We start from the raw sequence: 22,895 nt of genomic DNA, 5'->3' as shown, positions 1-22,895 counted from the left end.
GTTCCTTCAGGCCTTCCTCGTGTTGCGGCGGATGTTGCTGCGCGAATCGGCGATCATCTTCTGCATCGTCTGGCGCGCCACTTCCGGCTGGCGGCGACGGATCGCGTCGAGCACCTTCCGGTGGTGCGGCAGCGAGTAGCTGAAGTTGCCGGCGATGCTCGCCGACAGCTGGAAGTAGCCGCCCAGCGCGGTTTCGATCACCGAGAACAACGAGGTCATCAGCTCGTTGTTGGTGGCACGCAACACGGCCTCATGGAAGGCCAGATCCGCCGTGGACCAGGCTTCCAGGTCGGTCGCGGCGGCCATCGCCGCGTAGGCGGTCTCGATGCGCGCCAGCTGCCCGGCGTCGCGGCGGCGGGCGGCGGCGGCGGCGGCGGCGGGCTCGATCACCTCGCGCATCTCCACCAGCTTCTCGACGAAATCTTCGGTGGGCATCGAGGCGCAGCGCCAAGCCAGCACGTCCGCGTCGAGCTGGTTCCAGTGGATGGTGTCGCGCACCCGGGTGCCGGTCTTCTGGCGCGACTCGATCAGGCCCTTGGCGGACAGTACTTTCATCGCCTCGCGCAGGGCGGTGCGGCTGACCTTCATGCGTTCGGCCAGCAGCTCTTCGCGCGGCAGGTTTGCGCCGGGGGCGATTTCGCCGCCGACGATCTGCCGGCCCAGCTCCTGGACTACCTGGCCATGCAGGTTGCGCACGATGACGGGCTTCACTGTGTCTGTCCTCCTTGTTGCGCTGCGTGGCCCGGAGTTATCGGGTCAATTGTCATACTTTATAGCAATTTGCTTGCGTGGCGTTACCAGCTAATGACCGTGGCTGCATGACGACCGGGATGCGATCGAGTCTGGCGCATCGACGTGTGGCATGGGTGAATACCGGTCCTTGTGTGCGCCTGGCGAGAGCCTGTTTGCGATCGCGCCCCTCCCCCTGCCCGTTCGTTCCTGGACCCGTCCGGGGAAGAACGGGGGCTGGGCCGCCGATCCTCAGTCGTTGCTGATGCGGTACATCGCGGTGGCGTGCGCCGGCAATGTCACCTTGAGCGAGCCGTCGCCTTTCACCTGCGTATGCGCCCACAGGTCCCGCACCTCGTAGCTGGCGCCACCTTTCAGGCCCAGCTCGGCGGCGGCGACGACAGCGGGGCGGGTGGCGCCGGTTTCATTGAACACGGCCACGGCCCGGCTGCCGTCCTTGAGCGGCTTGACGATCACGTGGATGCCATTTGCATCGCTCACTTGCTTGCCCTGCACGCCAAGCGGGTCCTGGTCCACCGCGATGACTTCCTTGTTGAGCAGGATCTGCAGCGCGTCCGGCTTGATCGTGCGCAGGTCGGTGCCGATCAGCAGCGGGGCGGCCATGATGGCCCACAGGCTGAAATGGCTGCGGTATTCGGTGTCGGTCATGCCGCCGTTGCCGACTTCGAGCATGTCCGGATCGTTCCAGTGGCCCGGGCTGGCATAGGCATCCAGCACCACGTTCTCCTTGAAGATCTTCAGCATGGAGGCGTAGTTGTCGCTGATGTCCCCGGTGGTACGCCAGGAGCCGGCGTCGACCGGCGGTTTGCCTGCCCACAGCCACGGCTTGTTCTCGCCCCATTCGCACACGGCGAAGAAGATGGGCCGGCCCGTGGCGCGCAGGGCCTCGGCCATGGCCGCGTAGCGCTTGCGGGCGTCGATCTTCTGGTTGTTGCAGTTGTCGTACTTCAGGTAGTCCACGCCCCACGAGGCGAATGTCGCCGCATCCTGCTTTTCATGGCCGAGGCCGCCCGGAAAGCCACGATTCTCTTCGAGTGGCTCGCAGGTCGAGGTGCCGGCACTGGAATACAGGCCGAACTTGAGGCCGCGCTGGTGGATGTAGTCGGCCAGCGCCTTGATGCCGCTGGGGAAGCGCTTGGGATTGGCTTGCAGGCGGCCGTCCTTGCCGCGCTTCCAGTAGGCCCAGCAGTCGTCGATGTTGACGTATTGGTAGCCGGCGTCCTTCAGGCCCAAACTGATGAATTTGTCGGCGACGCCGCGGATCATGGCCTCGTTGAATTCGTCGCGGCAGTGCGTGGAATTCCAGTTGTTGAAGCCCATCTGCGGCAATGCCGGTGCGGCCTGGTCCGCATGGGCGACGCCGACCGAAGCGGCAAGCATGAAGGCGAGCGGCGCCGCGGCATGCAGCAAACGTCCAAGTGAACGGTTCATCAGTTTCTCTCCTCTGGATGGAGCGGGGCTGGACGGCGCGGAAACGGCCAGTGCCTGCTGGCGGGCGACGGGAGCGACATGGGTCAAGGTACGGTCACACGGGTCAATACGCCTCTTTGCATCAAATTGTACGACAATATATCCATGATGGGCCATTTGGTTGCGTCACACATGACCCCTGCCTTGCAGGGCGGATGCGGTGCACTGGCGCCGGTTCACCGGCGTGCCGCCATGCGAGTCCTGCGTTTGGCCGTCTGAACGGGATGGGCGGCGCAAGAACGTGCGCCTTCGGTTCGCGCGGACGACGGCGTAGAATTTCCGCCTTTGAGTCGCGACGGACCCTTTCATGACTTCCCCCGCTGACAACACCCCCGGCCACGCCGACGTGCGCACCGAGGGCAGCACCGACGCGCTGCCGTTTTCGCCCGCGCTGGGCACGACGCTGGACGCGGCGAAGATGCCGCGCCGCTCCACCCTGGTCGATCGCCGCGTGCTGCGCATCACCGCGGTGTCGGTGGTGCTGGGCATCGGCGCGGCGCTGATCGCGAAGATCCTCACCATGCTGATCGGCCTGATCACCAACCTGGTGTTCTACGGCCGCGTCTCCGCCGCGTTCTCCTCGCCCGCCGACGCGGTGCCGCACCTGGGCTGGTGGGTGGTGCTGATTCCCGCGCTGGGCGGCGTGGTCGTGGGCTTCATGGCGCGCTGGGGCTCGCGCGCGATCCGCGGCCACGGCATTCCCGAGGCGATGGAGCAGGTGCTGCTCAACGAATCGAAGATCCCGCCGCGCATCACCTTCCTGAAGCCGATCTCCTCGGCGATCGCGATCGGCACCGGTGGCCCGTTCGGCGCGGAAGGCCCGATCATCGCCACCGGCGGCGCGCTGGGTTCCTTCATCGGCCAGGTGATGAAGGTCACCGGCAGCGAGCGCAAGGTGCTGCTGGCGGCCGGCGCGGCGGCGGGCATGTCGGCGATCTTCTCCGCGCCGATCGCCTCGGTCGTGCTGGCGGTGGAACTGCTGCTGTTCGAGCTGCGCCCGCGCTCGCTGATCCCGGTGGCGCTGGCCTGCGTGGCCGCCACCGGCATGCGTTACGTGCTGATGGGCACCACGCCGGTGTTCCAGATGCCGGTGCTGGCCTCGCCCGGCGGCTGGGCGCTGGCCACCTACGTGCTGATCGGCGCGGTGGTCGGCCTGCTCAGCGTGTGGACCACGCGCATCGTCTATGGCATCGAGGACTGGTTCGAGAAGCTGTCGATCCACTGGATGTGGTGGCCGGCGATCGGCGGCGTGGTGGTCGGCGTGGTCGGCTACTTCGCGCCGCTGACCCTGGGCGTGGGCTACACCAACATCGAGGACATCGTGAATGGCCGGCTGACGCTGGCGGCGCTGGCCTTCCTGTGCGTGATGAAGTTCCTGTCCTGGTCGATCTCGCTGGGCAGCGGCACGTCCGGCGGCACGCTGGCGCCGTTGTTCACGATCGGCGGCGCGCTGGGCGCGATGATGGGCATCGGCGTGGCCGCGCTGGCGCCGCACTTCGGCATCGATCCGCGCATCGCCGCGCTGGTGGGCATGGCGGCGATCTTCGCCGGCGCCTCGCGCGCGCTGCTCACCGCGGTGGTGTTCGCGTTCGAGACCACGGCGCAGCCCGCCGGCCTGCTGCCGCTGCTGGGCGGCTGCACCGCGGCCTACCTGATCTCCGCGCTGATGATGCGCAACACCATCATGACCGAGAAGATCGCCCGCCGCGGCGTGCGCGTGCCCGCCGAGTACGCGGCCGACTACCTCGATCAGGTCGTGGTGGGCGACGCCTGCGCGCGCGACGTGGTGACGCTGAAAACCACCCAGGCGCTGGCCGAGGTGCGCCGCTGGCTCATCGACGGTACGCCGGAATCGCAGCACCAGGGCTTCCCGGTGGTGGACGAGCGCGGCCACGTGCAGGGGGTGCTGACCCGCCGCAGCCTGCTCGATCCGCAGTGGCATTACACGCTGACCCTGGGCGAGCTGGTGACGCGGCCGCCGATCGCGGTGAACGAGGGCCACTCGCTGCGCGAGGCGGCCGACCACATGGTGGCCGAGAGCGTGGGCCGGCTGGTCGTGGTGAGCAAGGACGACCCGCACAAGCTGGTCGGCATCCTCACCCGCGGCGACATCCTCGCCGCGCACGGGCGGCGCCTGCGCGAGGCGCGCCACTCTTCGCGCTACCTGCGCTTCCGCGATGGCCTCAAGCCGCGACCGGAAGAGGCCGTGGCCTCGCGCCACTGAGGGGCCGCGATTTCGGCCTCTCGGCCCTGATCGCAAGGCACGACGACCGACGGCCCGCGAGGGCCGTTTTTCGTGATGCGCGCGACATGACGCGGCCGCTCGTTTGCGCATGCGGGCAAAGATCGGGGATGCTTGCGCGCGACGACGCGTGGGCTGCGGCCGGCAGGGGCGGGCCGTTTCCTTCACATGGCGTCGTGCAGGGTGCAAGACAGGGGATGACAACGACAGTAATCACTTTGGGGAGGCAAAGCGGATGAATCGTCGACAGAATCGGGCATGGGTCGGGAATGGCGTCGCGTTGCGGCGACGCCGGCTGGTTGTGGCGTGCGCCGCCGCGTGGCTGTTCGTCGCGCCGGGCGTCGCGGCGCTGGCGAAGGACGCATCGGGCCAGACATCGTCGGACCAGACACGGCCGAATCCAGCCGCGCAAAAGAACGCGAAACCGGAATCCAACACCGAAAAGCAGAAGAAGGTCGAGGCCAGCAACCTCAACGCGGTGATCGTCACCGGCATCGCCGGCAGTATCGAGAATTCGCTGAGGACCAAGAAGAATTCCAATGAAATCGTCGAGGCGATTTCCGCCGAGGACATCGGCAAGTTGCCCGACGCCAGCATTGCCGAGAGCCTTTCGCGTCTGCCCGGCCTGGCCACCCAGCGCCTGGATGGTCGCGCCAACATGATCTCGATCCGCGGCTTCTCGCCGGACTTCTCCGGCACGCTGCTGAACGGCCGCGAGCAGGCCACCGTGGGCGAGAACCGCGGCGTGGACTTCGACCAGTATCCCTCCGAGCTGATCAGCGGCGCGGTTGTCTACAAGACCCCCGATGCCACACTGGTCGGCCAAGGCTTGTCGGGCACGATGGACCTGCACACGATCAGGCCGCTGGATCAGCCTGGCCGGGTGATCACCGCCAACCTGCGCGGCGAATACACCACCAACGGCGATCTCAACCCTGGCGCCGACGTGGGCACACTGGGCCACCGCGCCAGCATTTCCTACGTCGACCAGTTCCTCGACCACACCCTGGGCCTCGCGGTGGGCTTCGCCCAGCTCGATTCGCCGATCCAGGACAAGCAGTACAACTACTGGTGGTGGGGCGCGGACAACGGCAGCGCCGGCATGAACCAGAACTGGGGCGCGCCGACCACGCCGGGCCTGCCCGACAACGTGATCAACCAGCAAGGCATGGAACTGGACGCGGAGTCGCAAACGCAGAGGCGCAACGGCCTGATGGCGGTGCTGGAGTGGGCGCCCGACGAGCACACCCACTCCACGCTGGACATGTACTACTCCACGTTCGACAACAAGAAGTACACCAACGACGCGCAGTGGTCGAACAACCCGTGGGACAACGTGGCGTACAGCGGCGTGGGCATTACCCCCGCACAGCCCTATCCCATCGTCACCTCGGGCACGATCAGCGGCATCAAGCCGATCCTGCAGAACAAATACAACCACGAGCACGACAAGCTGTTCTCCATGGGTTGGAACACCCAGTTCTTCTTCGACAACGGCTGGACCGCAACCACCGACCTGTCCTACTCCAGCGCCCGCAACAAGCTGCGTGACATCCAGCTCTACATGGGCCTGCCACCGGGCACCACGGCTTCGGTCAACTTCAATACCCCCACCGGCTTCGACTACCCGAGCCTCTCCCCCAGCGTGAATCTCGCCGACCCGAGCACGGTCGGGTTCACCGATCCGGGAGGCTACGGCCGCAACGGTCGCCAGGAGTTCGACGCGCAGACCGATACCATCCGCGCGGTGCGCTTCGAGGTCAGTCATCCGCTGGGCTGGATCTTCAGCGACTTCATGCTGGGCGCGAACTACTCCGAACGCGTCAAGCGCAAGACCGCCGATGTGTTTTACGCCTGGTTGAACGGCAACGGCTCCTCCAGCACCTCGACCCCGCCGTATGACCAGAACTTCTTCGCGCCGATCACCGGCTTCGTGGGCCAGCCCACGCGGCTGGGTTACGGCGGCATTCCCGGCATCCTGTACTACAACGTGGCGGACGCGCTGCAAAACCAGTTCTACCTCACCGAGGCAAACGGCACCGGCGACTGGAGCCGCAACTATTCGATCACCGAGCGCGTGCCGGTCGGCTACGTGAAGCTCAACATCGATACCAGCGTCGGCAATGTGCCGGTGACCGGCAACGTCGGCGTGCAGGTGGTGCACACCAACCAGAGCTCGCAGGCGCTGCAGACCGACAACAACGGCAATGCCATCGGCAAGCTCAACGGCGGCACCAGCTACACCAACTGGCTGCCCAGCCTGAACCTGGTGTTCCACCTCACCGACCGCCAGGACATCCGCTTCGGCTTCGCCAAGACGCTGGCGCGCGGACGCATCGACGACGAGAAGGTGTCCAGCTACGCCGGCGTGGCCAAGATGACGCAAGGCCCTGCCGCCGGCCAGGTACTGTGGTCGGGCAGCGGCGGCAACCCGAAGCTCAAGCCCTACGTGGCCGTGGGCACCGACCTGTCCTACGAGTTCTACTTCGGCAAATCCAGCTACTTCGCGGCGGCCGTGTTCAACAAGAACCTGCTCAACTACATCTACACGCAGACCGAGTTGAACCACGACTTCACGGGCTACATCAACAACGACCCCACGCTGACGCCTACCAGCAACATCGGCTCCTATACCACGCCGATGAACGGCAGCGGCGGCAAGATGCAGGGTCTGGAGTTGTCCGGCTCGCTGGAAGGCGGACTGCTGACGCCGGCGCTGGACGGCTTCGGCGTGCAGGCCAACTTCTCGCTGACCAACAGCACCGTGTCGCAGAAGGTCATTGGCGCCATCCCGGGCGGCGCCGGATCCCCGCCGACCACCCTGCCCGGCCTGTCGCGCAAGGTGGCCAACCTCACGCTGTTCTACGAAAAGTACGGCTGGTCGGTACGCATCGCCGAGCGCTACCGCTCCTCGTTCACCGGCGAGATCCTGCCGAATTTCAACCAGATCTCCTATACGAGGATCATCCCCAACAAGCAGACCGACCTGCAGCTGAGCTACGCGTTCGACGCCGGGAAATGGAAGGGGCTGGCCCTGCTGTTCCAGGTCAGCAACCTCACCAACTCGCCTGACGCGAAGGTGCAGGTCTCCGGTCTGGCCGACGGCGAGCAGTTGACCATGCCGCAGTACTACGACACCTGGGGTCGCACCGTGATGCTGGGTGCGAGCTACAAGCTGTAGGTGCCGGGGCGTCGGGCGGCCACTCGCCGCGGCCCGGCGCCATTCTCCTGCAGGGTGGGTGCATCAACGCGACGAGGTTTCCCGTGACTCGTATCCGAAACCTTTGCTGGCTGCCGGCCGCACTGGCGACAGTCGTTCGTGCGGCCGGCACGCAGGCCGCCGGGCGGATCGCGGCGCCGGCCGGTTGCCACGACCTGTCCTGCGCGAGCGTGGGGGTGCGATGAGCGCGACCCGGCTGCCGGCGCCCCGCGGCGGTGAGCGCCGCGCATGAAGGAAGGGCAGGGCACATCCGGCCGGATCGCGATTGCGATGGTGACCCTGCTCAGCGTGTGCGCGCTGGCCGCGCTGCGCGTGCCCTTGCGCCTGCCGGCCGCGCCGGTGCTGCAGCTGCCGCTGGCGATGCCCACCGGGCCGGCGGTGGAGCTGTGGCTGAGTACGCAGGATCGCCGGCTGCGCCTGGCGCGGCAACCGGACATCCCGATCAGCGTGTCGCCGGCGACCGGGGCAGCCGACATCGTCATCGACACCAGCCGGACCTTCCAGAGCATCGTGGGTTTCGGCGCGGCGATGACCGATTCCTCCGCGTGGCTGATCCGCAACCGGCTCAACAGCTGGCAGCGCATGGCGTTCCTGCGCGAGATGTTCGGCCCACCGCCGGGCCTCAACCTGAACCTGCTGCGGGTGACCATCGGCGCTTCGGATTTCTCGCTCCAGCCGTACACGCTGGACGACCTCCCTGCCGGCCAGGTCGATGCCGGACTGGCGCATTTCAACCTCGCGGCCAATCTCGAGTACCTGATACCGACCCTGCGCGAGGTGCTGGCGGTCAATCCCGAGCTGCGCCTGATCGCCACGCCGTGGAGCGCGCCGGCATGGATGAAGAACAACGGCAGCCTGATCGGCGGCACGCTGCTGGCGCAGTACGAGTCGGTCTACGCGCAGTACCTGGTCAAGTACGTCGACGCCATGCGTGGCCAGGGCATCGCGATCTGGGCGCTGACCGTGCAGAACGAACCGGCCTTCCAGCCGCTGACTTATCCGGGCATGGCGCTGCCCGCCGACGCGCGCGCGCGGATCATCGGGCAATACCTCGGCCCGGCCCTGGCGAACCGCAGCACGCGGCCGCTGATCCTCGGCTGGGACCACAACTGGGACGACCCGGCGCAGCCCCTGGCCGTGCTGGGCGACGCCGACGCCCGGAGCTATCTCGACGGCATCGCCTGGCATTGCTATGTGGGCGACCCGGCCGCGCAGAGCCGTGTGCATCGCGCCTGGCCGCGCAAGGACGCCTACGTCACCGAGTGCTCGGGCGGCGACTGGGAATCCGCGAAGAACGGCGAACTGCTGTGGTTCGCGCGCGACCTGCTACTGGGCAGCCTGCGCAACTGGGCGCGCGGCGTGGTGTACTGGAACCTCGCGCTCGACGAGAACCACGACCCACACTACGGCGGCTGCGACAACTGCAAGGGCATGGTCACGATCGACTCGCACAGCGGCGCGGTGAGCCGCAACGACGAGTACTACGCGTTCGCCCACTACAGCTGCTTCGTGTTGCCCGGCGCGGTGCGGGTGTGGTCCACCGACACCGGCCCGGACCTCCACAATGTGGCGTTCCGCAATGCCGAAGACGGCTCGCTGGTGCTGGTGGTGACGAACGGCGCGAAGGCCGCGCACGCGGTCGGCGTCGAGCAGGGCCAGCTGCATTTCCGGTACACGATGCCGCCCGAGAGCGTGGCCACCTTCACCTGGAATCCGGACTACGCCACGGAAACCTGGGAGCAGCGGGCGCGCCGGCTGCTCGAACACGCGCTGCACCCCGCCGGCCCCGATGCGGCGCGAGATGGCGAGCCATGACTGACCAGTTTGTCCGACGGAGGATCGCGTGATGGTCTCAAGCAGCAAGCGGTGGCGGCACCTGTTGGCCGCGGCGGGTCTCCTGGCCGGCCTCGTCGCGCTGATGCCCGGCGCACAGGCGACAACGACTACGCCACGGCCGAAGGTGATCGTGATCAGCCTCGACGCGTTCGGCGCCGAGAGCCTGAAAGAGCCCGAGCTGCCCGCGCCCACGCTGCGCGCGCTGATGCAGCAGGGCGTGCATGCGGTGTCGATGCAGCCGATCAACCCCACCATCACCTGGCCCAACCACACCAGCATGGTCACCGGTGTCGACGCCAGCCGACACCACGTGCTGGTCAACGGGCTGATCGTCAACCAGCGCGAGGCCACGCCGCCGCGGATCGACATGGATGCGCCGAAGTCGCAGCTGGTTGCCGTACCCACCGTCTACGACGCCGCGCACGCGGCGGGACTCGTCACCGCCGAGGTGGACTGGGTCGCGATCATGCACGCGCCGAGCATAGCCTGGCGCTTTCCCGAACACCCCGATCCGGATGGCGCGGTCGAGCAGGAGCTGGTGCGAGAGGGCGTGGTCACGCGCGACGAACTGGTGCATTTCGGCCGGCCCTCGCAGGCCTGGCGCGACCGCATCTACACCCGCGCCGCGGTCGACATCATCCGCAAGCACCATCCCGACCTGCTGCTGCTGCACCTGCTGGCATTGGACAGCATCGAGCACGCGACCGGCTACGGCAACGATGCGGGACGCAACACCATCGCCTTCCTCGACGACCGCGTGAAGGAGGTCGTCGACGCGGTGCGCGCCGAAGGCGAACTGGCCAACACCACCTTCATCATCGTCTCCGACCACGGCCAGCAAAGCGTGCACCACCTGCTGAATCCCAACGTGCCGCTGCGCGAGGCCGGGTTGCAGGGCGCTACCGCCAGGCAGCCCGCGTTCGCGCTCCCCGAAGGCGGCTTCGCCCTAGTCTTCCAGAAGAATGCCACCGATGCCTCGCGACAGGAGTTGAAAAAGCTGTTCGCGGGCAAGCCTGGCATCCGCGCCGCGCTGACCCCGGACGAGGCCGCGAAACTGGGCTGGCCAATTCCGGCGCAAAGCAATCAGGCGCCCGACCTGCTGCTCTACGCGGCCGACGACTACGAATTCCCCGACAAGGACACGCCGCGCTACGAGACGCCCACCGTGGAAATCGGCGCCCACGGCTACCCCAACACCGCCCCGCTGATGCAGGCGATCTTCATCGCCGCGGGAGCAGGCATCCGGCCCGCAGGCGAGATCCCGGCGTTCCCCGACGTGGACGTCGCGCCGACCATCGCGCATCTGCTGCACATCAAATTCGGCGACGACGTGCAGGGCAAGCCGCTGACGAAGATCCTCGCGCCGGGTGAGTGATGGCGTGGAAGCCCCTCTCCCGTGCACGGGAGAGGGGTTGGGGAGAGGGTGCTTTACGCCGTCGTGCCTCACCTCGACTGAGCCCTCCCGCCTGCGCGGGCCTGGCGTCGTGAAGCGGTTGGCGTCCCCAACTCACATCACCTTGTCACCCACCAGCACCACATCCGCCGGGCGCTGCGCGAATAGGCCCACGGTGACCACGCCGGCGAGCTGGTTGAGCTGCTGCTCCAGCGCTACCGGGTCGGCGATCTGCCAGCCGTGCACGTCGATGATCCAGTTGCCGTTGTCGGTGGTCACGCCGTCGCGCCACACCGGCTGGCCGCCCAGCTTCACGATCTCGCGGCTGACCAGGCTGCGCGCCATCGGGATCACCTCGATCGGCAGCGGGAACTTGCCCAGCACGTCCACCCGCTTGCTGGAGTCGATGATGCAGACGAACTTCCTCGCCGCCGCCGCCACGATCTTCTCGCGGGTGAGCGCCGCGCCGCCGCCCTTGATCAGGCGCTTGAACGGATCGCATTCGTCGGCGCCGTCGATGTAGAGGTCGAGCGGGCCGGTGGCGTTGAGGTCGAACACCTCGATGCCGTGCTTCTTCAGCTGCGCGGTGGACTGCTCCGAGCTGGACACCACGCCCTTGATGCGGTCCTTCATCGTGGCCAGCGCGTCGATGAAGTACGCCACCGTGCTGCCGGTGCCCACGCCCACGATGGCGCCGTCCTCGACGTAGCGCAGCGCGGCTTCGCCGGCGAGTTTCTTTTCGTTGACCTGGTTCATGGCGGCACCGTGAGCTGGAAAGGGCGCCATGATCCCCGATTTGCGCGGGCGCCGCACGCGGCGATTTGGCAGCATGCGCCGCAGTTGCTACGGTGAACGCCGGTCCGGAACCCGGGAATCAATGCATCGTGTGGCTGAGGACGACACGGCAACGCTGGCGTGCGCTCTGGCACCGCGTGCAGCAGCTGCTGCATACCAGCTACTGGTTCCCGCACGTCCCGCTGGCGCTGCTGCTGGGGCTGGGCGCGCTGGCGCTGCTGCGGCTGGACCTGGGCGCGGACTGGCAGCACTACCTCGCGCGCCTCGCTGGCGGCCAGTTCGACCTCCGGCCCAGCGTGCTGCCGCCGCTGCTGATCGGGCTGGGCCTGCTCACCATGGCGATCGGCCTGCTGCTGCGTTCGCGGCTGGCCTGGACGATGGCGTTGCTGCTCGCGTTCACCGCGCTGGTGAACTTGCTCGCGGGCGCGCACCACGCGCACGTGCTGCTCGTCTACTTCGTGCTGCTGCTGGTGGCGCTGCTCACGGCATGGCGGCATTTCAGCCGTTCCAGCGTGGCCGCCAGCACGCTGTTCGCGCTGACCTCGGTGGCGATGCTGGTGATGTACGCCACCTTCGGCAGCTATTACCTCGGCGCCGACTTCCGGCCCGCGATTACCGACCTCACGACCGCGCTGTACTACGCGATGGTCACCATGAGCACGGTGGGCTACGGCGACATCGTGCCGGTGACGCCCGAGGCGAAACTGTTCGCGGTGTCGGTGATCGTGCTCGGCGTGGCGGTGTTCGCGACCTCGCTGACCGCGGTGATCGCGCCGATGGTCAGCCGCAGCCTGCAACGCATCGTCAACCGCAAGGGTTCGGACATGAAACGGGAAAACCACTTCGTGGTGATCGGCAATACCTCGCTGGCGATCAACACCTGGCGTGAACTGGCGCGGCGCGGCCGCCCGGTCACCCGCCTGCTGCGCGAGGCGCCCGCCGACGGCGAGCTGGTCGGCGTCGACGTGGCTGTAGGCGACCCAAGCAACCTCGACGTGCTGCGCCAGGCCGGCGCGCACAAGGCCGAGGCCGTGCTGGCGATGCTCGCCGACGACTCCGAGAACGCGTTCGTGGTGCTCGCGGTGAAGGAACTCGCCGGCAACGCGCGCACCGTCGCCGCGGTGAACGACGCCAGCCACCTCAGCCGCGTCAAGCTGGTGCAGCCCGACGTGGTGATCGCGCCGCAGGTGCTGGGTGGCGAGCTGATGGCGATGCTGCTGTCGGGGGAGGAAGTCACCGGGGACTTCGTGTTGCAGCGGGTGTTCCAACAGGCACCGGTGGCGCCGCCCAAGGGCTGAGCGCTCACACGATTTTCCCTCTCCCGCTTGCGGGAGAGGGGAGAGATGCTTCTGCCTCTGCGCGTTCGCCGCTTTGTCATGCATACAATGAGCGAGCAAAAGCACCCCGCTCCAGCCCTCCCCTGCAAGCAGGAGAGGGAGCAACGCACCGCGCATATCGCCCGGCCATCACTCCAGCGCGAGGATGTGCTCCCAGTGCCCCGCGTCCACCGGCTGCACCGACAGCCGGCTGCCCTTGCGGACCAGCACCATGCCGTCCAGCGCCGCGTCGGCCTGCAGTTCCTTCAGCGTGATGGTGCGCTTGAGTTTCTTCGCGAACTTCACGTCGACCAGCAGCCAGCGCGGGTTGTCGCGCGAGCTGCCGGGGTCGAAGTATTTGCTCTTGGGGTCGAACTGGCTGGGGTCGGGGTAGGCGTCGGTGGCCACGGTGGCGATGCCGACGATGCCGGGTTCGGCGCAGTTGGAGTGGTAGAAGAACACCTTGTCGCCCACGCGCATGCCGTCGCGCATGTAGTTGCGCGCCTGGTAGTTGCGTACGCCGTCCCACGCCTCCTGCTTCTTGCGTTTGAGGTCGTCGATGGAGAACGCGTCGGGTTCCGATTTCATCAGCCAGTAATGGCGCTCGCGGGGGCTCATGCGTGGGCGGCTCCGTCTTGTCCGGTGGTGTTGCAGGCGATCAGTTCGCGGTCGGTGGCGACGTAGTCCAGCGGCACGTCCCAGGCTTCCACGTCGAGTTGCTCGACTTCCTGGAACGCGTAGGCGACGCCCACCAGCAGCGGTTCAGTGGGGCGCGCCTGGTCTTTCAGGAAGGCGAAGCTGCGGTCGTAGTAGCCGCCGCCGTGGCCGAGGCGGTGGCCGCGGCGGTCGAAGGCGAGCAGCGGCACCAGCACCAGGTCGAGCTGGAACGGCGCGAACCATTCGCGCGGCGCCACCGGCTCGGGGATGCCGTAGCGGTTCGGCGCGATCGGGTCGCCGTCGCGCCAGGGCGCGAAGTGCAGTTCCTTGCCCTTGGCCAGCAGCGGCAGCAGGAAGCGTTGGCCGCGCGCGGCCAGCGGCGGGATCACCAGGTTCAGCGGCAGTTCGCCGCCGCTGGCCCAGTAGCCGGCCACGCGCAGGTCGGTGAGGTATTCGGGCAGCTGTTCCAGCGTGCGGCGCAGGCCTTGCGCGGCGGCCATGCGCGCCGGCGGCGGCAACGCGCGGCGGCGTTCGGCCATCTGCTCCCGCAGGCTCTGGCGCTGGGCGGTGGCGTCCACGGGGCTGTCTCCATCGAAAAACGCCCCGTCCATCAGCTTGACGAACGGGGCGTGGAAGAGGTGGCGTCAACCGCGATGCCGCTGCCCACCGAACGACCTTGATCCACGATGGATCAGGTGGGAGGGCCACATGGTCTCAAGGCTTTCCGCACGCGGCGGACATGCACAACGACCGATGAAAAGCCGACCCGGGGCCGTATTTAGGAACAAGGCAAATGTAAGAGTGTGCCGGCGCACATCGCAGAAAACGCCGAGGTCGATTCTAGGCTTTCGGCAGCAAATCCGCCACCGGTTCGCCCTGGCGCGCCACGGCGCTTTCCAGCGCGATATCCAGCCGTTGCCGCAGTGTCGCGAGGCGCTGCGCGGTCTGCTGGTCGTGGCCGCCCTGTTGCTTGCGCAGCGCCAGCAGCTCGTGGGTCATGCTCACGGCGGCGAGCACGGCGAGGCGCTCGAAGCTGGGTGCGCGGGCGTTGGCGCGCAGCTCGCGCATCTTGCGGTCGAGCAGGGCGGCGGCCTCGACGAGGCCATCGCGCTCTTCCGGCGCGCAGGCGATCAGGAATTCGCGGTCGATCAGTCGCAGCGCGACCGGATCGTTGCTGGTTGGTGCGTTCATCGGTTCAACCATTGCCTTCGAGCGACTTCAGTCGCTGGATCATCGCCTCGACCCGGCTGCGCGCCTGTTCGTTGCGCGCGAGCAGGTTGGCGCGTTCGCCCGACAGCTGCTCCTGGCTGTGCCGCAGGCTGCGATTTTCCTCGCTGAGCCGGCGCACGGTGTCGAGCAGGCGGTCGACCTGGCGGCCGAGCGCCTCCAGCTCCAGCTGGACGGGGTCAGGCGGAAGGGTGTCGGCAGGGTTCATGCGCGGAACTATAGCAGCACGGCGCGCGGGGACAGCGGGCGGTTCGGCGTCTCGCAGTGCTGCCGGAAACGGCGCTGTGGCGGGCCTGGCGTAGAATGAGCGGCCGTCCCCGAGGAGCTTCCCATGCCGGCCACCGAACCGCTCAGCCACGACGATCTGGACGCGCTGATCGTGCGCCTGCGCCTGGGCGTGGACGCCAGCGAACTGCACGGCTCGCTGTGCGGCTATCTCGCCGGCGGCGCCACGCCGCAGGGCGGCAACCTGCTCGCCGCGTTGCAGCTGGATGGCGAGGAAGTGGCGCCGTCGCCGGCCGACCAGGCGAAGCTGGATACCTTGCTGCGGCAATGCCGCGACGCGCTGGCCGATCCCGAGCTGGGCTTCGAGCCGATGCTGCCGGAAGACGACCGCCCGCTGGCCGAACGCGCCGAGGCGGTGGCGGAATGGTGCCGCGGCTTCCTCGGCGGCTTCGGCCTCGCCGGCACCGATGCGCATGCGCAGCTGTCGGACGACGCGCAGGAAGTGTTGCGCGACTTCGGCACGATCGCCGCCGCGTCCTTCGACTTCGGCGACGCCACCGAGGACGAGGACGCACTGATCGAGGTGCAGGAATTCCTGCGCGTGGGCGCGCTGCTGCTGTACACCGAGTCCGCCGGCCGCGGCCAGTCCGGCAGCGACCGCCTGCATTGAGCGCCTTATCCGATCGCGCCGGCGCGCCGGCGATCGCGGGCGAGGAGTTCGCCCGCCGCCGCCGCCAGCTGATGCAGATGGCCGGCGAGGACGCCGTGCTGCTGGTCGCCGCCGCGCCCGAGCGCCTGCGCAACGCCGATGCGGCCTGGCCGTACCGACAGGATTCGGACTTCCATTACCTCGCCGGCTTCCCCGAGCCCGATGCGGTGCTGGCGCTGTTGCCCGGCCGCCTGCATGGCGAGGTGGTGCTGTTCTGCCGCGAGCGCGATGCCGAGCAGGCGCGCTGGCACGGCCGCTCGATCGGCACCGAACGCGCGGTGGCCGACTACGGCATGGACGACGCGTTCCCGATCGACGACATCGACGACATCCTGCCCGGCATGATCGAGGGCCGGGCGCGCGTGTACTGCCACTTCGGCCGCGAGCCCGCGTTCGACGCGCAACTGCTGGGCTGGATGCGCCGCCTGCGCCAGTTGCGCGGCGGCGGCGTGGTGCCGAAGGAATTCGTGGCGCTGGGGCACCTGCTGCACGACCTGCGCCTGTACAAGTCGCGTGCCGAGCTGAAGCTGATGCGCGCCGCCGCCGGCATCGCCGCCGAGGCGCATCTCGCCGCGTGGCGCAGCGCGCTGCCGGGCCGGCACGAGTACGAAGTGGAAGCCGAGCTGCTGCACGCGTTGCGCAGTCGTGGTGCGGTACCCGCGTTCACTCCCATCGTCGCCGCCGGCAGCAACGCCTGCACGATGCACTACCAGCACAATCGCGCGCGGCTGGACGCCGGCGACCTGCTGCTGATCGACGCCGGCGCCGAGCTGGACTGCTACGCCTCCGACATCAGCCGCAGCATCCCGATCAACGGCCGCTACAACCGCGAACAGCGTGCGCTGTACGAGGTGGTGCTGGCCGCCCAGCTTGCCGCGATCGACGAGGTGCGTCCGGGCCAGCCGTTCGACGCCGCCCACCACGCCGCGGTGCGGGTGATCGCCGAAGGCCTGTGCGCGCTGGGATTGATTCATGGCGATGCCGACACGGCGATCGCCGAGGGCAGCTACCAGCGTTTCTTCCCCGCCAAGACCGGCCACTGGCTGGGTCTCGACGTGCACGACGTGGGCGACTACCGCATCGACGGCGCCTCGCGCGTGCTGGAGCCCGGCATGGTGGTGACGGTGGAGCCGGGCATCTACGTGCCGCCCGACGAGGCCGGCGTGGACGAACGCTGGCGCGGCATCGGCATCCGCATCGAGGACGACGTGGCGGTGACCCGCGACGGCCACGAGGTGCTCAGCGCCGCGGTGCCGAAAGAGGCCGAGGAGATCGAGGCGCTGCTGGCCGGGCGGTAGCAGCGGCTTCAGCCGCGACCAGTCGCAGGGGAAATCGCGGCTGAAGCCGCTCCTACAGTGGCGTTTAGGCCTGCGCGAACGCGTCGCGCGTGAGGTTCTCCGGCTCGCCCTCGGTGCAGACCACGTCGTCCTCGATGCGGATGCCGCCGTACTTTCGGAACGCGTCCACCTTCGCCCAGTCGATGTCGGCGGCGGCCGGTTTCTCGCGCAGCTCGGCCAGCAGCATGTCGATGAAGTACAGGCCCGGTTCGATGGTCACCACCATGCCGGGCTCCAGCACGCGGGTCATGCGCAGGTAGGGGTGGCCGGCGGGGCGCGGGATGCTGCCGCCGCGCTCGCTCTGCTGGAAGCCGGCGACGTCGTGCACCTGCAGGCCGATCGGGTGGCCGAGGCCGTGCGGGAAGAACGCCGAAGTCACGCCCGACTCCACCGCGCTTTCCGCACTCATGCGGATGAAGCCGTGTTCGCGCAGCACGCCGGCCAGCACGCGGTGGGCGTGCAGGTGCAGCTCGGGGTAGCTCTGGCCTGCGCGCACCTGCGACGCGTAGCCCTGCTGGGCGGCGTCCATGCTGGCGACCAGCGCCTGGAATTCGCCGTGGCCGGCGGCGGCATGGGTGCGGGTGATGTCGCTGGCGTAGCCCGCGCAACTGGCGCCGGCGTCGATCAGGAAGGAGCGGTGCTCGGCGGGCGGCGTGCGGTCGAAGTGCGTGTAGTGCAGCACCGCGCCGTGCTCGTTGAGGCCGACGATGCTGGCGTAGGGCAGTTCCACGTCGATCTGTCGTGCCGCCGCGAGATACATCATGTGGATGCCGAATTCGCTGCGTCCGGCGTGGAACGCCGCCTCGGCGGCGCGGTGCGCGCGCGCGCCGATGCGGTTGGCCTCGCGCATCAGCGCCAGTTCGTACGGCGTCTTGTACGAGCGATGCCAGTGCAGGTAATCGAGCACGGCTTGCGGATTGTTCACCGTCACGCCGTCGATGGCCGGGCAGGCTGGCGCCAGCACCGCGCTGCGCCCCTGCGGCAGCTGCGCCGCTGCTTCCGCCGCGCTGCGCACGGTGACGATGTCGAAGTGCTCCACCCAGTAGCCGTGTGGCGCCTCCGGCACCACGTGCCAGTAGTCGCGCGGTTGCACGAACACCAGCTTCGGCTTGCTGCCCGGCGTGTAGGCGATCCAGCTGCCGGGCGCATCGGTGAGCGGCAGCCAATGCTTGAAATGCGGGTTCACGACGAAGGGGTAGTCCTGGTCGTCGAGGAACTTGCCTAGCGGCGTGCTCGCGGCGACCAGCAGATGGTCGAAGCCGCCCAGCGCCAGCGCCTGGTCGGCGCGCGCGCGCAGGGTGGCGAGGTGTGCGGGGTAGAGCGAGGCGAGCGGCGCGTTCATGCGGGTTCCGGGCGGGGGACGTCGGCCTGCCAGTGTAGCGCGCGGCGGCGGGCGGTCCCGGCGGATCCGCGTGGCGCTCAGCCTTGCCGCAGCCACCGTTCGAGCAACTCGCCGTGGTCGTTGCCAATCGCGATGATGCGGTAGCCGGCCCAGTACTGGCCGGGGCTGGCGGCCGGCTCGTGCCACTGTTCCTGCAGGCCGAGCTCGATGCTGCCGCCGGCGTCCGGCAGTGGCATGCGCACCTGGTAGATGCCTTCGCTGCGCGGCGCATGGCCGCCGATCAGCATCAGGCCGCTGGCGGAGAGGTTGCACAGGTGGCCGAGCGGTTGCTCGGCGATCGTGTCGATCGCCACGATGCCGGCGTCGACCGGCTTGCGCGGCGCGCGGCGTTGCTCGCGGGTGCTCATGGGCGGGCTCCGGGCGCGGACGTGACGGTGGTGCGCAGGTTGCCGGTGAGCGCGTGCCAGGCGCGGTCGAGAAGGCCATCGCGTTGCGGCGGCAGCTCGCGCACCTGGCCGGCGGCCATCGCGCGGGCCAGCTCGCGCAGGTTCAGCTCCTCGCCGCGCTGGCCACGCCGGGTGACGAACAGGCTGTTGCCGGTGATCGGCGAGAACCAGGCCAGCTTGCGCCGGGTGACTTCGCCCGAGGCCGGGTCGGTGAATTCGAACCAGCTGCCGTAGGGCAGCTGGCGCAGGCGGTTGTGGATGCGCGCCTCCTGCGGGCCCAGCGGTGGCTCATGGATGGTGGTCGCTGTCGTTGCCTTCGCATGCTGCGATTCGCCCAGCCGCTGGCGTTGCTTCAGGCGCAGCGCGAGGTCGGTGGCGCTGGGCAGGTCGTGGACGGCTGGCTTCGTGGCGGGCGTGGGTGGCGGGGTGCTCGCGGCGACCACGGGGACCGGCGCCGGCGTGGCGGGACGGTCGTCCGGGGCGTGGGCAACGGCAACGGCCGCTGCGGGGGGGCGAGGCCTGGCGGCGGCGGGCGCAGGTGCGATCCTTCCAGGCGCCTCCGCGGGTGGCACCGGCAGCGGCGCCACGGTGGCGGGCATGGGCGGGGCCGCTTCCTCGCCGACCAGACGCAGCGCTACCTGGCCGGCTTCCTCGGCGTGCATGCCGATCTGCTGCAGGCCGGCCTGCACCTCGCGGCGCAGCAGGTCGGCATCGTCCACCGGCAGGCGGCCCAGCAGCTGGTCGGTGACGCGCAGGCGCTGGGTGACCGCGGGGCTGTCCTCGCCGTGCTGCAGCAGGGTGAGCGCCAGCACGTCGGCCCAGGCGCGGTCGAGCAAGGCACGCAGCAGGCCGCGCGGCGGGCTGGCGTTGAAGCGTTCGGCCAGCAGTTCGCCGGCGCGGTGGCGCGCCAGGTCCAGCTTTTCGCGGCCCTGCATCGCCTCGACATGGCGGCGTTCGGAGGCCTGGGCGCGGCGGCTCAGCTGGCCGAGGTGGTGCTCGATGTCGGCCAGCAGGCTGGTGTAGAGGCCGGCGCTGGGCGGCTCGCGCCTCGCGCGTTCGACCAACTGGTTGAGTCGCGAGGTGAGCTGCTGGTCGGCTTCGCCGTCGGGGCCGTCCAGCCAGTCGTCGGCGGCCTCGGCCACGGCACCGAGCAGGCGCCGCGCGGGGTGTTCCTGCTGTTCGAAGAAGTCGCGGTCGGTGACGGCGAGGCGCAGCATCGGCAGTTGCAGGTCGTCGAGCAGGGAACGCGCGTGCGGGCCGTGGTGCAGCTGCCGCCCGATCTGCTCGAACAGCATCGCCACCAGTTCCACCGTGTCGTCCTGCTCGGCGCTGAGCCGGGTCGGCACGGCGCCGGGCGGCTTGTCGGCGTTGAGCTGCAGCAGCAGCTCGTCGCGCAGGCGCTGGGCACTGCGCAGTTCGCGGCTGGCCTGGTCGGTGACTTGGGCCAAGTGCTGCTGCAGGGCGCCGAGCGCGGTCTGCAGCTCATCGGCGGTGGCCGCGCGCCCCGTGGCCGCGGTGCCGCTCACGCCGACACGGCGCTGGGCGAGCAGGTCGCGCAGGTTTTCCAGCACCGTGATCGGCGCCTGCGGTGCGCCGGCGGTCGCGGCAGTTTCGGGCGTCGTCGCGGCGGTGGCCGGAGCCTCGTTCGCGGGCGCGCCGCGCGCGGCAGGCGCGGCGCGTGGTGGCGCATACGGACGCAGCTGCGGCAACAGGCCATCGTCCCGCAACTGCGTGTTGACGATCTCGTAGAGCGGGCCGGCCGCCGCGATCACCGTCTGCTCGAAACTCTGCAACAGCAGCAGCCGGTGTTCCAGCGGCAGATCCAGGCTGGCGATCGCGGTGCGCAGGGCGTCGGTGAGACCGGCCGGCGCGATTGGCAGCGCCGTGCCCTCCAGTGGCGCGGCGCCGACCAGCACGGCGAAGCGGTAGGCGAGTTCGGTGAGCACCGGGCCGTGATGTGCCTCGCCGCGCGCGGCGAGCTTGTCCAGCGTGGCGGTCAACTCGTGTTCGCCGCGTTCGAGCAGGCTCAACGGCTGATGCGCGAGCGCTTCGTCCGCGCCCTCGTCGACCTCGCCCAGCTGCGCGAAACCCTTGCGCAGGTGGTCGGCATAGGCTTGCATGAAAGCCGGGCGCTGCAGCTGCAGCTGTGCACGGCTGTCGAAGCAGTACTGCTGTTCGAGATGGCTGCGCGAGCGTTCGGCCTGCAGGTACAGCTCGTGGTCGAAGCGGTCCAGGCAGGCTTGCAGCGCCGGTTCCAGCCACTGCCCGCACAGCGGGCCGATCACGTTGAGCAGGCGCTGCGTGCGCGCGGGCCAGCGGCCGCGTGCGCGGCCACCTGCGGCGGTGGTCGAGTATCGGTGCAGATGCTCGGCATCCATGACGCGTTTCCGTCGATTCCCCTGCCGAAGTGTAGGCTGGTTGCCGCAGGGCCGCCATGGGCGGCGACGTTGCTCAGGCAAGAAAACTTGCGATCACGTCGTTGAGGAAGCGCTGGCCCAGCGCGGTGGTCTGCAGGCGCTGCAGATCCTCGGTCAGCCAGCCGCGCCGACGGCCTTCGGCCAGCGGCGCGGCGATGCGTTCCGGCGGCAGGCCGGTGCGCTCGGCGAAGTCGGCCAGCGGCACGCCGTCGACCAGGCGCAGCGCGTTGAGCATGTACTCGAACGGCAGTTCGTCGGCGCCCACCACGTTGTCGCCGCCGATGCGGGCGGGTCCCGCGGCAGCTTCCATGTACGCGCGCGGGTGGCGGGTCTTCCAGCGCCGGTGCACGCTGCCGGCGGTCGCGTCGCTGAGCTTGCCATGGGCGCCGGCGCCGATGCCGAGGTAGTCGCCGAATTGCCAGTAGTTCAGGTTGTGCGTGCAGCGCCGGCCCGGCTGCGCATAGGCGGAGATCTCGTACTGGCCGTAACCGGCGTCGGCCAGTCGCGCCTCGCAGGCTTCCTGCATTGCCCAGGCGTGGTCGTCGTCGGGCAGCGGCGGCGGGTTGGCGGCGAACGCGGTGTTCGGTTCCAGCGTGAGCTGGTAGTGCGAGAGGTGCGTGGGGGCGAGCGCGACCGCGCGTTCCACGTCGGCCAGCGCGCCGTCCAGGGTCTGCTCCGGCAACGCATACATCAGATCGAGGTTGAGGTTCGCGTAGCCGGCATCCTGCGCCGATTTCACCGCGGCCTCGGCCTCGGCGGCGGAGTGGATGCGACCGAGCCGGCGCAGCTTGTCGTCGTCGAAGCTCTGGATGCCGAAGGACAGCCGGTTCACGCCGGCGGCGAGATAGCCGTCGAAGCGGCCGTGCTCGACCGTGCCGGGATTCGTCTCCAGCGTGATCTCGCAATCGGTGGCGAACGGCAGCCGCGCGCGGGCGCCGTCGAGGAAGCGCGCAACCAGCTCCGGTGCGAACAGGCTGGGCGTGCCGCCGCCGAAGAAAATGCTGATCAAAGGCCGGCTGACGATCTCGTGGTCACGGACGGCCGCGCCGAAGTCGGCGAGGTCGGCGTCCAGGTCGGCCAGCAGCAGCTCCACGTACTCCGCGTAAGGTGGCGGCGCACTGCGCAGGCCGTGCGAGTTGAAGTCGCAGTACGGGCACTTCTTCACGCACCAGGGCATGTGCACGTAGAGCGACAGGGGCGGGGCGATGAGGGACATCCAGCGATTGTAACGAGCCCCTTGTTGTAATAACGTTGGTTATAACTTCGACGAGGGTGCGCCATGAACACCAAGCTCAAGATCACCAGCATCGGCAATTCAGCGGGCGTGGTGCTGCCGCGCGAGCTGCTGGCGCGCCTGCGGGTGGAGAAGGGCGACACGCTCTACGTCACCGAGCTGCCCGACGGCATCAAGCTGGCCGCGTTCGATCCGGAGTTCGCGGCGAGGATGGAGGTGGCGGAGGGCATCATGCGCGAGGATCGCGATGTGCTGCGCCGGCTTGCCGCGAGCTGAGTG

19 protein-coding genes and 1 other RNA gene are annotated in these 22,895 nt (G+C 68.8%); 8 read left to right on the top strand and 12 right to left on the bottom strand.

The window, feature by feature from the left end; genetic code table 11:
- Positions 1-6 precede the first annotated feature (6 nt).
- Both AB7878_RS07645 and AB7878_RS07640 read right to left on the bottom strand, forming a co-directional pair.
- The gene (locus tag AB7878_RS07645; protein ID WP_369493785.1) at positions 7-711 is read right to left on the bottom strand and encodes a FadR/GntR family transcriptional regulator; all 705 of its coding nucleotides are present in this window, start codon (positions 709-711) and stop codon (positions 7-9) included.
- Between the two features lie 270 nt (positions 712-981).
- Positions 982-2,181, bottom strand: a complete 1,200-nt coding sequence (locus AB7878_RS07640; protein ID WP_369493784.1) for a glycoside hydrolase family 27 protein — start codon at positions 2,179-2,181, stop codon at positions 982-984.
- A 346-nt stretch (positions 2,182-2,527) separates the two neighbouring features.
- Between AB7878_RS07640 and AB7878_RS07635 the strand changes: the two genes are divergently transcribed.
- The 4 genes from AB7878_RS07635 (at position 2,528) to AB7878_RS07620 (ending at position 10,893) form a co-directional block, all read left to right on the top strand.
- On the top strand, positions 2,528-4,444 hold the full coding sequence (locus AB7878_RS07635) for a chloride channel protein (protein ID WP_369493783.1): 1,917 nt from the start codon (positions 2,528-2,530) through the stop codon (positions 4,442-4,444).
- 253 nt (positions 4,445-4,697) lie between these two features.
- Positions 4,698-7,643 carry a TonB-dependent receptor gene (locus AB7878_RS07630; RefSeq protein ID WP_369493782.1) on the top strand — a complete coding sequence of 982 codons (2,946 nt, stop codon included), beginning with the start codon at positions 4,698-4,700 and terminating at the stop codon, positions 7,641-7,643.
- A 267-nt stretch (positions 7,644-7,910) separates the two neighbouring features.
- Positions 7,911-9,497, top strand: a complete 1,587-nt coding sequence (locus AB7878_RS07625) for a glycoside hydrolase family 30 protein (RefSeq protein WP_369493781.1) — start codon at positions 7,911-7,913, stop codon at positions 9,495-9,497.
- A 31-nt stretch (positions 9,498-9,528) separates the two neighbouring features.
- Positions 9,529-10,893 carry an alkaline phosphatase family protein gene (locus tag AB7878_RS07620; RefSeq protein WP_369495740.1) on the top strand — a complete coding sequence of 455 codons (1,365 nt, stop codon included), beginning with the start codon at positions 9,529-9,531 and terminating at the stop codon, positions 10,891-10,893.
- 132 nt (positions 10,894-11,025) lie between these two features.
- Here the strand turns inward: AB7878_RS07620 and rpiA are convergent, their stop codons facing one another.
- Positions 11,026-11,667: a ribose-5-phosphate isomerase RpiA gene (gene rpiA, locus AB7878_RS07615; RefSeq protein ID WP_369493780.1), complete on the bottom strand. Its 642-nt coding sequence runs from the start codon at positions 11,665-11,667 to the stop codon at positions 11,026-11,028.
- 128 nt (positions 11,668-11,795) lie between these two features.
- Here rpiA and kch point away from each other — a divergent pair, with 128 nt between their 5' ends.
- The gene (kch, locus tag AB7878_RS07610) at positions 11,796-13,004 is read left to right on the top strand and encodes a voltage-gated potassium channel protein (protein WP_369493779.1); all 1,209 of its coding nucleotides are present in this window, start codon (positions 11,796-11,798) and stop codon (positions 13,002-13,004) included.
- Between the two features lie 168 nt (positions 13,005-13,172).
- Here the strand turns inward: kch and AB7878_RS07605 are convergent, their stop codons facing one another.
- The 5 genes from AB7878_RS07605 to AB7878_RS07585 all read right to left on the bottom strand — a co-directional run bounded on the left by AB7878_RS07605 (position 13,173) and on the right by AB7878_RS07585 (position 15,114).
- Positions 13,173-13,640 (bottom strand): EVE domain-containing protein, encoded by a 468-nt coding sequence (locus AB7878_RS07605; RefSeq protein ID WP_369493778.1) that lies wholly within the window; start codon positions 13,638-13,640, stop codon positions 13,173-13,175.
- Positions 13,637-14,257, bottom strand: a complete 621-nt coding sequence (locus tag AB7878_RS07600) for a 5-formyltetrahydrofolate cyclo-ligase (RefSeq protein ID WP_369493777.1) — start codon at positions 14,255-14,257, stop codon at positions 13,637-13,639. Before AB7878_RS07600 ends, AB7878_RS07605 begins: the two co-directional genes overlap by 4 nt.
- 63 nt (positions 14,258-14,320) lie before the next feature.
- Positions 14,321-14,507, bottom strand: a non-coding RNA gene (gene ssrS, locus AB7878_RS07595) — 6S RNA.
- Positions 14,508-14,519: 12 nt separating this feature from the next.
- Positions 14,520-14,870 carry a cell division protein ZapA gene (locus tag AB7878_RS07590; RefSeq protein WP_369493776.1) on the bottom strand — a complete coding sequence of 117 codons (351 nt, stop codon included), beginning with the start codon at positions 14,868-14,870 and terminating at the stop codon, positions 14,520-14,522.
- 4 nt (positions 14,871-14,874) lie between these two features.
- Positions 14,875-15,114: a TIGR02449 family protein gene (locus AB7878_RS07585; protein ID WP_369493775.1), complete on the bottom strand. Its 240-nt coding sequence runs from the start codon at positions 15,112-15,114 to the stop codon at positions 14,875-14,877.
- Between the two features lie 123 nt (positions 15,115-15,237).
- Between AB7878_RS07585 and AB7878_RS07580 the strand changes: the two genes are divergently transcribed.
- Together AB7878_RS07580 and AB7878_RS07575 are read left to right on the top strand one after the other, a co-directional pair.
- The gene (locus tag AB7878_RS07580) at positions 15,238-15,801 is read left to right on the top strand and encodes a UPF0149 family protein (RefSeq protein WP_369493774.1); all 564 of its coding nucleotides are present in this window, start codon (positions 15,238-15,240) and stop codon (positions 15,799-15,801) included.
- Complete coding sequence (locus tag AB7878_RS07575; protein WP_369493773.1) at positions 15,798-17,138, top strand: aminopeptidase P N-terminal domain-containing protein; 1,341 nt, start codon at positions 15,798-15,800, stop codon at positions 17,136-17,138. The genes AB7878_RS07580 and AB7878_RS07575 overlap by 4 nt, the downstream gene beginning before the upstream one ends.
- Positions 17,139-17,202: 64 nt before the next feature.
- Here AB7878_RS07575 and pepQ read toward each other — a convergent pair whose 3' ends face one another.
- The 4 genes from pepQ to hemW all read right to left on the bottom strand — a co-directional run bounded on the left by pepQ (position 17,203) and on the right by hemW (position 22,598).
- Positions 17,203-18,519, bottom strand: coding sequence for a Xaa-Pro dipeptidase (gene pepQ / locus AB7878_RS07570; protein ID WP_369493772.1), 1,317 nt, complete (start codon positions 18,517-18,519; stop codon positions 17,203-17,205).
- Positions 18,520-18,596: 77 nt separating this feature from the next.
- Complete coding sequence (locus tag AB7878_RS07565; protein WP_369493771.1) at positions 18,597-18,926, bottom strand: PilZ domain-containing protein; 330 nt, start codon at positions 18,924-18,926, stop codon at positions 18,597-18,599.
- Complete coding sequence (locus AB7878_RS07560; protein ID WP_369493770.1) at positions 18,923-21,343, bottom strand: DUF1631 family protein; 2,421 nt, start codon at positions 21,341-21,343, stop codon at positions 18,923-18,925. Before AB7878_RS07560 ends, AB7878_RS07565 begins: the two co-directional genes overlap by 4 nt.
- Before the next feature lie 73 nt (positions 21,344-21,416).
- Positions 21,417-22,598 (bottom strand): radical SAM family heme chaperone HemW, encoded by a 1,182-nt coding sequence (hemW, locus tag AB7878_RS07555; RefSeq protein WP_369493769.1) that lies wholly within the window; start codon positions 22,596-22,598, stop codon positions 21,417-21,419.
- Positions 22,599-22,661: 63 nt separating this feature from the next.
- Between hemW and AB7878_RS07550 the strand changes: the two genes are divergently transcribed.
- Positions 22,662-22,892 carry an AbrB/MazE/SpoVT family DNA-binding domain-containing protein gene (locus AB7878_RS07550; RefSeq protein WP_369493768.1) on the top strand — a complete coding sequence of 77 codons (231 nt, stop codon included), beginning with the start codon at positions 22,662-22,664 and terminating at the stop codon, positions 22,890-22,892.
- Positions 22,893-22,895 lie beyond the last annotated feature (3 nt).

It is taken from the genome of Rhodanobacter humi (genome assembly GCF_041107455.1).
Classification (GTDB): domain Bacteria; phylum Pseudomonadota; class Gammaproteobacteria; order Xanthomonadales; family Rhodanobacteraceae; genus Rhodanobacter_A.
Note: the sequence above shows the minus strand (reverse complement) of the source record. Positions and strands in the feature narration are given on the sequence as shown.

Bases quoted from the DNA above. Each gene is read 5' to 3' on its own strand.
- AB7878_RS07640 (WP_369493784.1), bottom strand. From the start codon at position 2,181: ATGAACCGTTCACTTGGACGTTTGCTGCATGCCGCGGCGCCGCTCGCC.
- pepQ (WP_369493772.1), bottom strand. From the start codon at position 18,519: ATGAACGCGCCGCTCGCCTCGCTCTACCCCGCACACCTCGCCACCCTG.
- AB7878_RS07580 (WP_369493774.1), top strand. From the start codon at position 15,238: ATGCCGGCCACCGAACCGCTCAGCCACGACGATCTGGACGCGCTGATC.
- rpiA (WP_369493780.1), bottom strand. From the start codon at position 11,667: ATGAACCAGGTCAACGAAAAGAAACTCGCCGGCGAAGCCGCGCTGCGC.
- AB7878_RS07585 (WP_369493775.1), bottom strand. From the start codon at position 15,114: ATGAACCCTGCCGACACCCTTCCGCCTGACCCCGTCCAGCTGGAGCTG.
- hemW (WP_369493769.1), bottom strand. From the start codon at position 22,598: ATGTCCCTCATCGCCCCGCCCCTGTCGCTCTACGTGCACATGCCCTGG.
- AB7878_RS07635 (WP_369493783.1), top strand. From the start codon at position 2,528: ATGACTTCCCCCGCTGACAACACCCCCGGCCACGCCGACGTGCGCACC.
- AB7878_RS07630 (WP_369493782.1), top strand. From the start codon at position 4,698: ATGAATCGTCGACAGAATCGGGCATGGGTCGGGAATGGCGTCGCGTTG.
- AB7878_RS07620 (WP_369495740.1), top strand. From the start codon at position 9,529: ATGGTCTCAAGCAGCAAGCGGTGGCGGCACCTGTTGGCCGCGGCGGGT.
- AB7878_RS07590 (WP_369493776.1), bottom strand. From the start codon at position 14,870: ATGAACGCACCAACCAGCAACGATCCGGTCGCGCTGCGACTGATCGAC.
- AB7878_RS07560 (WP_369493770.1), bottom strand. From the start codon at position 21,343: ATGGATGCCGAGCATCTGCACCGATACTCGACCACCGCCGCAGGTGGC.
- AB7878_RS07625 (WP_369493781.1), top strand. From the start codon at position 7,911: ATGAAGGAAGGGCAGGGCACATCCGGCCGGATCGCGATTGCGATGGTG.
- AB7878_RS07565 (WP_369493771.1), bottom strand. From the start codon at position 18,926: ATGAGCACCCGCGAGCAACGCCGCGCGCCGCGCAAGCCGGTCGACGCC.
- AB7878_RS07605 (WP_369493778.1), bottom strand. From the start codon at position 13,640: ATGAGCCCCCGCGAGCGCCATTACTGGCTGATGAAATCGGAACCCGAC.
- AB7878_RS07550 (WP_369493768.1), top strand. From the start codon at position 22,662: ATGAACACCAAGCTCAAGATCACCAGCATCGGCAATTCAGCGGGCGTG.